The organism is Streptomyces sp. NPDC059994, from assembly GCF_042737755.1.
Lineage (GTDB): Bacteria > Actinomycetota > Actinomycetes > Streptomycetales > Streptomycetaceae > Streptomyces.
In genome coordinates this window covers 1-7,780 of record NZ_JBHWUR010000112.1, presented here as the reverse complement: position 1 = coordinate 7,780, position 7,780 = coordinate 1, and the positions used below count along the sequence as shown (strand labels likewise).

At 71.7% G+C, this 7,780-nt stretch carries 7 protein-coding genes; 3 read left to right on the top strand and 4 right to left on the bottom strand.

The annotated features are described in order from the left end of the window. Window positions 1-140 precede the first annotated feature (140 nt). Complete coding sequence (locus ACFWA7_RS33825; RefSeq protein WP_385543264.1) at window positions 141-1,313, bottom strand: acyl-CoA dehydrogenase family protein; 1,173 nt, start codon at window positions 1,311-1,313, stop codon at window positions 141-143. A gap of 443 nt (window positions 1,314-1,756) precedes the next feature. Further along, the gene (locus ACFWA7_RS33820) at window positions 1,757-2,386 is read right to left on the bottom strand and encodes a TetR/AcrR family transcriptional regulator (RefSeq protein WP_385826870.1); all 630 of its coding nucleotides are present in this window, start codon (window positions 2,384-2,386) and stop codon (window positions 1,757-1,759) included. Between the two features lie 190 nt (window positions 2,387-2,576). Between ACFWA7_RS33820 and ACFWA7_RS33815 the strand changes: the two genes are divergently transcribed. Next, on the top strand, window positions 2,577-2,849 hold the full coding sequence (locus ACFWA7_RS33815; protein WP_385543270.1) for a hypothetical protein: 273 nt from the start codon (window positions 2,577-2,579) through the stop codon (window positions 2,847-2,849). An 84-nt stretch (window positions 2,850-2,933) separates the two neighbouring features. On the opposite strand, the gene ACFWA7_RS33810 is transcribed toward ACFWA7_RS33815, so the two are convergent. Both ACFWA7_RS33810 and ACFWA7_RS33805 read right to left on the bottom strand, forming a co-directional pair. Continuing rightward, complete coding sequence (locus ACFWA7_RS33810) at window positions 2,934-3,095, bottom strand: SCO1431 family membrane protein (RefSeq protein ID WP_107503676.1); 162 nt, start codon at window positions 3,093-3,095, stop codon at window positions 2,934-2,936. A gap of 165 nt (window positions 3,096-3,260) precedes the next feature. After that, window positions 3,261-4,637: a peptidase C39 family protein gene (locus ACFWA7_RS33805; protein WP_385826868.1), complete on the bottom strand. Its 1,377-nt coding sequence runs from the start codon at window positions 4,635-4,637 to the stop codon at window positions 3,261-3,263. A 179-nt stretch (window positions 4,638-4,816) separates the two neighbouring features. Between ACFWA7_RS33805 and ACFWA7_RS33800 the strand changes: the two genes are divergently transcribed. Next, a complete protein-coding gene (locus tag ACFWA7_RS33800; RefSeq protein WP_385826866.1) occupies window positions 4,817-5,446 on the top strand; it encodes a uridine kinase in 630 nt (209 codons plus the stop codon). Window positions 5,447-5,812: 366 nt separating this feature from the next. After that, a complete protein-coding gene (locus ACFWA7_RS33795) occupies window positions 5,813-7,699 on the top strand; it encodes an AAA family ATPase (RefSeq protein ID WP_385543287.1) in 1,887 nt (628 codons plus the stop codon). Window positions 7,700-7,780 lie beyond the last annotated feature (81 nt).

Genomic DNA, 7,780 nt, shown 5'->3' with positions numbered 1-7,780 from the left:
TTTGCTAGCGGTCGGTCCTGGCACACGGATACCCTCCTGCACGACAGTAATGTTGAGGGTACGTCATACGCGGTGTAAAACACCCCCCCCTGTGTGGGGGCGCGCGGATGTGGCCCGCGCGCCCCGGCCCGTACGAGAGGTCAGCGGGTCTCCGGACCCGCCAGGTGGCGGGCGACGACCATCCGCTGGATCTGGTTGGTGCCCTCGACGATCTGGAGGACCTTGGCCTCGCGCATCAGGCGCTCGACCGGGAAGTCGGCGGTGTAGCCGTAGCCGCCGAGCACCTGGACCGCGTCGGTGGTGACCTTCATCGCCGCGTCCGTACAGAACAGCTTCGCCATCGCGGCCTCCTTGGAGAAGGGCCGTCCGGCGTCCCGCAGCCGCGCGGCCGACAGGTACAGCGCCCGGCCCGCCTCGATCTGGGTGGCCATGTCCGCCAGCATGAAACGCAGGCCCTGGAAGTCCGCGATGGGCCGGCCGAACTGCCGGCGCCCGGTCGCGTACGCCACCGCCTCGTCCAGGGCGGCCTGGGCGACGCCGATGGCGCAGGCGGCGATCCCGAGCCGGCCGGAGTCCAGGGCGGAGAGCGCGATGGCGAAGCCCTGGCCCTCCTCGCCGAGGCGACGGCTGTCGGGCACCCGGACCCCGTCGAAGTGCAGCTGGGCGGTGGGCGAGCCCTTCATGCCCATCTTCTTCTCGGGCGCGGCCGCGCTCAGCCCCTCGGCGTCGCCGGGGACCAGGAAGGCCGTGATGCCCCGGGCACCCTCGCCGCCGGTGCGCGCGAGGACCGTGTAGAAGTCGGCGATCCCGCCATGGGTGATCCAGGCCTTGGTGCCGGTGATCACCCAGCCGTCACCGTCCCGTACCGCCTTGGTGCGCAGGGAGGCCGCGTCGGAACCGGACGCGGGCTCGGAGAGGCAGTACGCGCCGAGCAGACCGCCGCCGAGCATGGCGGGCAGATGGTCGGCCTGCTGCTGCTTGGTGCCGTAGCCCGCCAGTGCGTGGCAGGCCAGCGAGTGGACGCTGACGCCGAGGCCGACCGTGAGGCGGGCGGCGGCGAGCTCTTCGAGGACCTGGAGGTACACCTCGTACGGCTGGTCACCGCCGCCGAACTCGGAGTCGTACGGAAGGCCGAGCAGCCCGGATTCGGACAGCAGCGAGAAGACCTCGCGCGGAAAGCGTCCGGCGTCCTCCTGCTCGGCGGCATGAGGAGCGATCTCCCGCTGGACGATGTCGCGTACCAGCGCAACGAGGTCCCGGGCCTCCTCGGTGGGCAGCTGTCGGTCCACCGGCTGCGGGGCGCGGTCGGGCATGGCGGCGCTCTCCTCCCTGTCGGGCGCTTCGGCGGACGCGCGCGCAGGGTGTGGCGGCGCCGCCGGTGACTCTGCCGGACAGCCGATACCTACCCTCCCGGATCACGGAAGCTGCAGGCTGGTGGCTGTGGCGCTGTGAGTATGCCCGATCGGACGCGTCCCGTCACTGGTTCCAAGATCACGGATTGCCCCTACGGCGGTTACGGAACGGGCTGCTCCGAAGTGGTCCGAACCATTGACGGAACTGGTCTAGTCCTCCTGCCGTTCCATTGAACGATTCGCCGCGTTCATGTCAAGCACCCGTGAACGGCTCCCCTCCCCCACGAGGAGAATGGGAGCTCAGCGGCGACACCTCCAGCGGTGAGCTGATCAAGTCCATCAAGTAGCCCGGGAGCGGGGCGAGGAGGGGCGGCCGGCCGTGTGGCCCGGCCGCCCCTCCGTCGTCACCGCCAGGGCTCGGGCGAGGGACAGGCCGGCTCGAACTCGCCGATGGTGTCCATGGTCTGCCGCAGCATCCGCACCAGCAGATCGCGTATGGTCGCGCGGTCCGGCTCCAGCGTCCCCAGCCACTCCAGGGTCACGCTCTCCACACAGCCCATCCAGCCGAGCAGTGCGAGCCGGGCGAGCACCGGAATGTCCCGTCTGCCGTAGGCGCCCTCCGCGATGGCGGCGATCAGCTCCTCGCGGACGGCGTCGCGTATCGCCTGGACCTGGGTGTCGAAGCCGACGCCGCCGGTCACGATCGTGCGGTAGGCCGCCTGGTGGTGCTGCGCATACACCAGGTACCCCTCCATCGTGCGGTGGACGCAGCCGGCGCGCGGCAGCTCGGCGTCGCTCGCGGCCCGGGCGACCAGATCGGCGACCGAGTCCTCGACGATGGCCAGGTAGTAGCCGCGCTTGCTCTTGAAGTAGTAGTAGATGAGGCCTTTGGCGACCCCGGCGTGCTTGGCGATGTCGTCCATCGACAAGGCGTCGTACGACGTGTCGGCGAACAACTTCCGCCCCGTCGCAATGAGTTCGGAGCGGCGTACCTGGGATTTCGCGGTCGCGCCTCGCTGTTGACTATTATTCAAATTCAGCCCTAGTCTCCAACTGCCACAGGATCTCCGCAGTATGGCAGACCTGCACACGCACGCCCCCTGCACCGCTTGGACACGGACGTACGGGAGGCACAAGTGAGCGCGGACGGGCGGCCGTTGGCCGAGGGAGGAACCGCCTGGAAGAAGGCGGCGCTCGTCGCGATGCCGACCGCCGTTCGTCTTCATGACCGCCGTGAGCGCCGAGCAGGCGCTGCTGCTGGTCCTCGGCTCGGCCCTGCTCGGCAGCCTGTTCCTCACCGGGATCGGCCGGCTGGTGGAGGGGTGGCGGCTGCCGGGCGCCGACGAGGAGCGCAGGGTGCCCAGGCCGGTCGCGGTAGTCATCACGGCGGCCGGGGTCCACGGGCTGCCGTTCACCGGCGGCTGGGCGCGAGTCTGCTCGTACGCCTGGCGGGGTGGCCGCTGGGTCTCGGCGCTTCCACGGTCCTGGCGGGTGTGACGCTGCTCACCCGGCGCTCGCCGGTGCGGTGGCTCTACGGCCCGGCGGGCGTGCCGGGCCCGCACTGGAAGGCCGGCCCGGAGGTCAGAGCAGCCCGGTCTGCGTGACCAGCATCGCCAGGACCACCACGAGGGTCCACCCCAGGAAGTGCTCCAGGATCTTGGGGCCGTCGTCGGGGCCGCCGGTGCGGGCGCGCAGCTCGGCCAGGGCGCGCGGGTCGTCGGCGGTGGTGGCGTGCAGGGTCATGGGAACTCACTCGGTCGTCTGGCGGTGGACGGTCCCCCCGGGTGCCTTTTCAGAGTGCCAGTGGATGCGGCCCCGGAGGGGGAGACGTTGGTCACGGGCGACGTCGGTCACTTCCGGCCTCGGTCACATCCGGCCTCGGCCGCTGCCGCCGGGGCCGCCCGGCCGTCACACCCGTACGCCCACCGAGGCCAGGGCCCTGCGCTGACGCTCGCCGGAGTGCGCGGGCCAGTACAGATAGCAGACCCCGCCCGTACCCGAGACGACCTTGCCGCCGGCGTTGTACCGCTTGGTCCGCAGCCAGATGTTCTCGAACTCGCGCCGCAGATAGACGCGGCGCACCTCCGGGTCGCTCGGCGAGGCGGGGTCGTTGGCGATCACGTCGCCGTCGGCCGTGAAGCCGATCACCGTCATGAGGTGGCCCGAGGTGCCGTACCCGGCGCCGGTCAGCTCGGTCTTGAGGAACGACTGGGACGTGATGGCCGGGATGCCCGCCCTGATCAGCGTCTCCAGGTCGTTCAGCGAGCGCAGCCGGGTCACCACCGCGCTCATGTCCCGGTAGCTGCTGGCGTACGCGGCGTTGAAGGGCCAGTTGCCGCAGCCGTTGTACTGGTAGTCGAAGGTGTACCGGGCCGCGTGGCAGATCTGCGGGTCGGCGAAGGAGGGGTCCACCCAGGCCAGGTCGGCGGCGCTCGGCTCCCGGCCCCAGTACTCGACGATCATCTGCGAGGAGGTCGGGCTGCACCAGGCCTCGCCGCCGTTGTCGTACTGCGGGTACTGCCCCTTGTGGATCTCCTGCGAGTAGCGCGGTACGAGGAGCTCGCCCGCGTACGCCGGGGTCGAGGCGGGCACCGTGAAGCGGTCCGGGATGTCGGAGGCCATCGCGCCGAGCCGCCGGACCGTCGGGGTGAGGCGGGTGCCCGGGGTGCGGTAGAGGGTCAGGCGCAGCCGGTAGGAGGCCAGGCGCAGCCCGCTCGCCGCGTTGTCGATCGAGAAGGTGTCGGTGTAGATGGTGCTCTTGCCGTCGCTCTGGTCGTCGACCGAGGTGCGCCGGATGTCGCCGTCGCCGTCGCCCGCCGTCCAGCGGCCCATCACATACGCCGGGGTCTCCGTGGTGTCGGAGTACGTGCCGAGCAGCTCGACCTGGAGCCAGGTCCCGGCGGGGGCGTGCGCGTTCCAGTGGGCGATCACCTCGGTGGCCGGGACGGGCGAGCGGTGCACCGGCGAGGTCCAGGTGGCGTACTCCCAGGCGGCCGTCTTCCGGGTGTGCGGGTCGGTGTAGTCGATGCGGCCCGCCGGGCGGGCGATGACCAGACCGGGGCGGCGGCCCGGCACGGCCCGCACACCGGCGGCGTCGCCCGAGCGCCAGTCGGCGTGCGTGGTCCAGGCGCGGTTGTCCACCAGTGAGGGGATGCCTTTCGAGGGCCTGCCGACGGCGGACCGCGCGGTCGACGGGGCGGCTGCGGCGGAGGCCGGGACGGCCGTGCCCGCCGCGGCGGCGAGCGCGGCGGCCAGGACGGTTCTGCGCGGAGTGGAGCTGGTCATGATCGGGACCCCCCGGTCGGACGAGGATGGGGCGGTGGGCACGACGGTGGGCCAACTATCCCGGGTCCCGGGCGACTTCTGCCAGTGATGCGCGCCGTGCCGCGCCACCAATATGGGTCTGGACCACTGGCATGACCTGCGCGGCCGTCGCCCGAGGGATGTCGATCTAGGGTGGGGGCATGGCAGAAATCGACCGAATCGCGGCCGCCGTGCGCGTACTGCCGCCCTCGTGCGGCCCGGTCCGGCTGGTCGCGGTGGACGGGCACGCGGGCTCCGGCAAGTCCACCTTCGCGGGACGCCTTGCAGCGGCGCTCGGCGGGGCGCCGGTCGTCCGCCTCGACGACCTGGCCACCCACGAGGAGTTCTTCGCCTGGACGCCCCGGCTGCGTACGCAGGTGATCGAGCCGCTGGCGCGCGGGGAGGCCGGGCGCGTCACGCCGTACGACTGGAACCTGCGCCGGTTCGGTCCGGCCTGCGCCCTGGAGCCCGCGCCCGTGGTGCTGATCGAGGGCGTCGGGGCGGGCCGGCGCGAGGTGCGGCCGTGGCTGGCGTTGGTGCTGTGGATGGAAATGGACGCCGAGGGGTCCTGGGCACGCGGGCGCCGACGGGACGGAGCGGCGCTTTCCGGCTTCTGGGACGAGTGGACGGCGGCGGAGATGCGCCATTTCGCCGCGGATCCGTCCCGTCCGTATGCGGATGCGCTGGTACGGCAGTGTCAGGAGGGATACGAGTGGCTCCCGAGGCGCGATTCCGCACCCCTCGCACACCGTTCCGTTACGGACAGTGATGAGCTCCCCCCGCCGCGCTGAACCGTCGGAAAACCGCCCCCCGGAGTCACCCAACTCCGCTTGACCCGGGGGCCGTACAGGTCTTACGTTCTGAATGTGCGGCTTTCCGGAGCCGCCGCAGACGCGAAGCCCCCGGTTGTTCCCCCGTGATCGGGGGCTTCGTTCTGCCCATTCCGGGCCTTTCACCCCGCCTTGGCAGCGGTTTCGCAGCGGCTTCGCTCACCCTCGGTCACCGGCCAAGGCGTGCTGCCGCAGCCCTCGCGCCACCCCTTCGATCCGGGGCCCCCTCGCAGGTACGATGCAGCTGGTGCGGTCAATTCCCGTCAATTCCGTTCTGCACTCTGCGAATTGGCGGTTCAGCACGGGGGCACGGTGGTGGGGGACGTGATGGACTTCGGCACGCAGGGCGCGCACGCCCCGGCCGATCTCGCCTGGCTGCGGGGCATCGACGCCTACACCATGGGCGCGTATCCGCAGGCCGAGGAGGAGTTCCGGGCCGCGGTACGGATGGATCCGGGCATGGTGGACGGCTGGCTGGGACTGCATGCGCTGCGGGTGGACACCACCACCGCGCTGCTGCGCATGTACCGTCACCGGGAGCGCTTCGGCGAACAGCGCGCCCGGCACCGGCGCACCCTCAACTCCTGGTACTGGCTGGGCTGGTGGGTCCAGCCGGTCCTGGAGAGCCCGCGCGATCTGCTGCTCGCGCACGCCTCGCACTGGCTCGACGGCCGCCATGTGCCGGAGCTGGACCGCGCGCTGGCCGGTCTGCCACCGGTGGACACGGACCCCCAGGTCCGCTTCCTGCACGCCTGCCGGTCGTATCTGGTCAAGGACTGGGACCAACTGGTGCGGCACACCGAGCCGTTGCTGGGCGATCCGCTGCTCGGGATCGAGGCCGGGCTGTTCGGCGGGATGGCGCGGGTGCGCCTGGAGATGTTCGGGCAGGCCGAGCCGCTCCTCTCGGCGGCCCTGATGCGCTGCCGCAGCGAACAGCCGCAGCGCAAGGAGCTGCGCTACTGGCTGGCCCGCGCCCACGAGGGCACCGGCCGCTCCGCCGCCGCGCTGCCCCTGTACCGGGCGGTGCACCGGGTCGACCCGGCGTTCATGGACACCTCGGCGCGGCTGGCCGCGATCACCGAGTCGGACGGCCTGGACGGGTCGTACGGCTCCGAGGACCCGTCCGATCTGGCGGCCGTCTCGCTGTCCGGGTTCGGCCAGGACGGCACGGTGGACGGCGCCGAGCCCGAGGCGGCGCCCCTCGAACCGCCGGAGGGGCGCGAGGTGCGGGTGCCGGTCGCCGGCCCGGCGGTGGTGGTGGTGCCGCCCGACGGCGTACGGGAGAAGGCGGGCATCCCGGCCCAGCCCGCCCCGCCACCGGTCCCGACCGGCCCGACGGACTCGGCGCTGCTCGCCCAGGCGCTGGCGGAGCTGGAGCGGATGGTGGGCCTGGAGCCGGTGAAACGCCAGGTCAAGGCGTTGTCGGCGCAACTCAACATGGCCCGCTTACGAGTCGGCCAGGGCCTCCCCGTCCAACCGCCGAAACGTCACTTTGTCTTCTCCGGCCCCAGCGGCACCGGCAAGACCACGGTCGCGCGGATCCTGGGCCGGGTCTTCTACGCGCTCGGCCTGCTGGGCGGCGACCACCTCGTGGAAGCCCAACGGGCCGACCTGGTGGGCGAGTTCCTCGGCCAGACGGCGGTCAAGGCGAACGAGCTGATCGACTCGGCGCTGGGCGGGGTGCTGTTCGTGGACGAGGCGTACAGCCTCTCCAACTCCGGCTACAGCAAGGGCGACGCGTACGGCGACGAGGCGCTCCAGGTGCTCCTGAAGCGCGCCGAGGACAACCGCGACCACCTGGTGGTCATCCTCGCGGGCTACCCCGAGGGAATGGACCGCTTGCTGGCCACCAACCCGGGCCTGTCCTCCCGCTTCACCACCCGGGTGGACTTCCCCTCGTACCGCCCCCTGGAGCTGACGGCGATCGGGGAAGTCCTGGCGGCGGAGAACGGGGACGGGTGGGACGAGGAGGCGCTGGACGAGCTGCGCTCGATCAGCGGGCATGTGGTGGACCAGGGGTGGATCGACGAACTCGGTAACGGGCGGTTCCTGCGCACGCTGTACGAGAAGAGCTGCGCGTACCGCGACCTGCGCCTGTCGACGTATCCCGGCACGCCGGGGCGTGAGGACCTGGCGACGTTGCGGCTGCCGGATTTGATGCAGGCGTATGGGGAAGTGCTGTCGGGGCGGGGCGGGGCGGTGGATCCGCTGTAGCCCTTTCCCCACCCCGCCCGTTCCCTTAACCCTCCGGGGGTGGGTGGGTGGTTGAGGTGGTTTCCCGGGGGCTGCGCCCCC

Coding starts and splice junctions, on each gene's coding strand:
- ACFWA7_RS33800 (WP_385826866.1), top strand. CDS start 4,817: ATGGCAGAAATCGACCGAATCGCGGCCGCCGTGCGCGTACTGCCGCCC.
- ACFWA7_RS33825 (WP_385543264.1), bottom strand. CDS start 1,313: ATGCCCGACCGCGCCCCGCAGCCGGTGGACCGACAGCTGCCCACCGAG.
- ACFWA7_RS33795 (WP_385543287.1), top strand. CDS start 5,813: ATGGACTTCGGCACGCAGGGCGCGCACGCCCCGGCCGATCTCGCCTGG.
- ACFWA7_RS33810 (WP_107503676.1), bottom strand. CDS start 3,095: ATGACCCTGCACGCCACCACCGCCGACGACCCGCGCGCCCTGGCCGAG.
- ACFWA7_RS33815 (WP_385543270.1), top strand. CDS start 2,577: ATGACCGCCGTGAGCGCCGAGCAGGCGCTGCTGCTGGTCCTCGGCTCG.
- ACFWA7_RS33805 (WP_385826868.1), bottom strand. CDS start 4,637: ATGACCAGCTCCACTCCGCGCAGAACCGTCCTGGCCGCCGCGCTCGCC.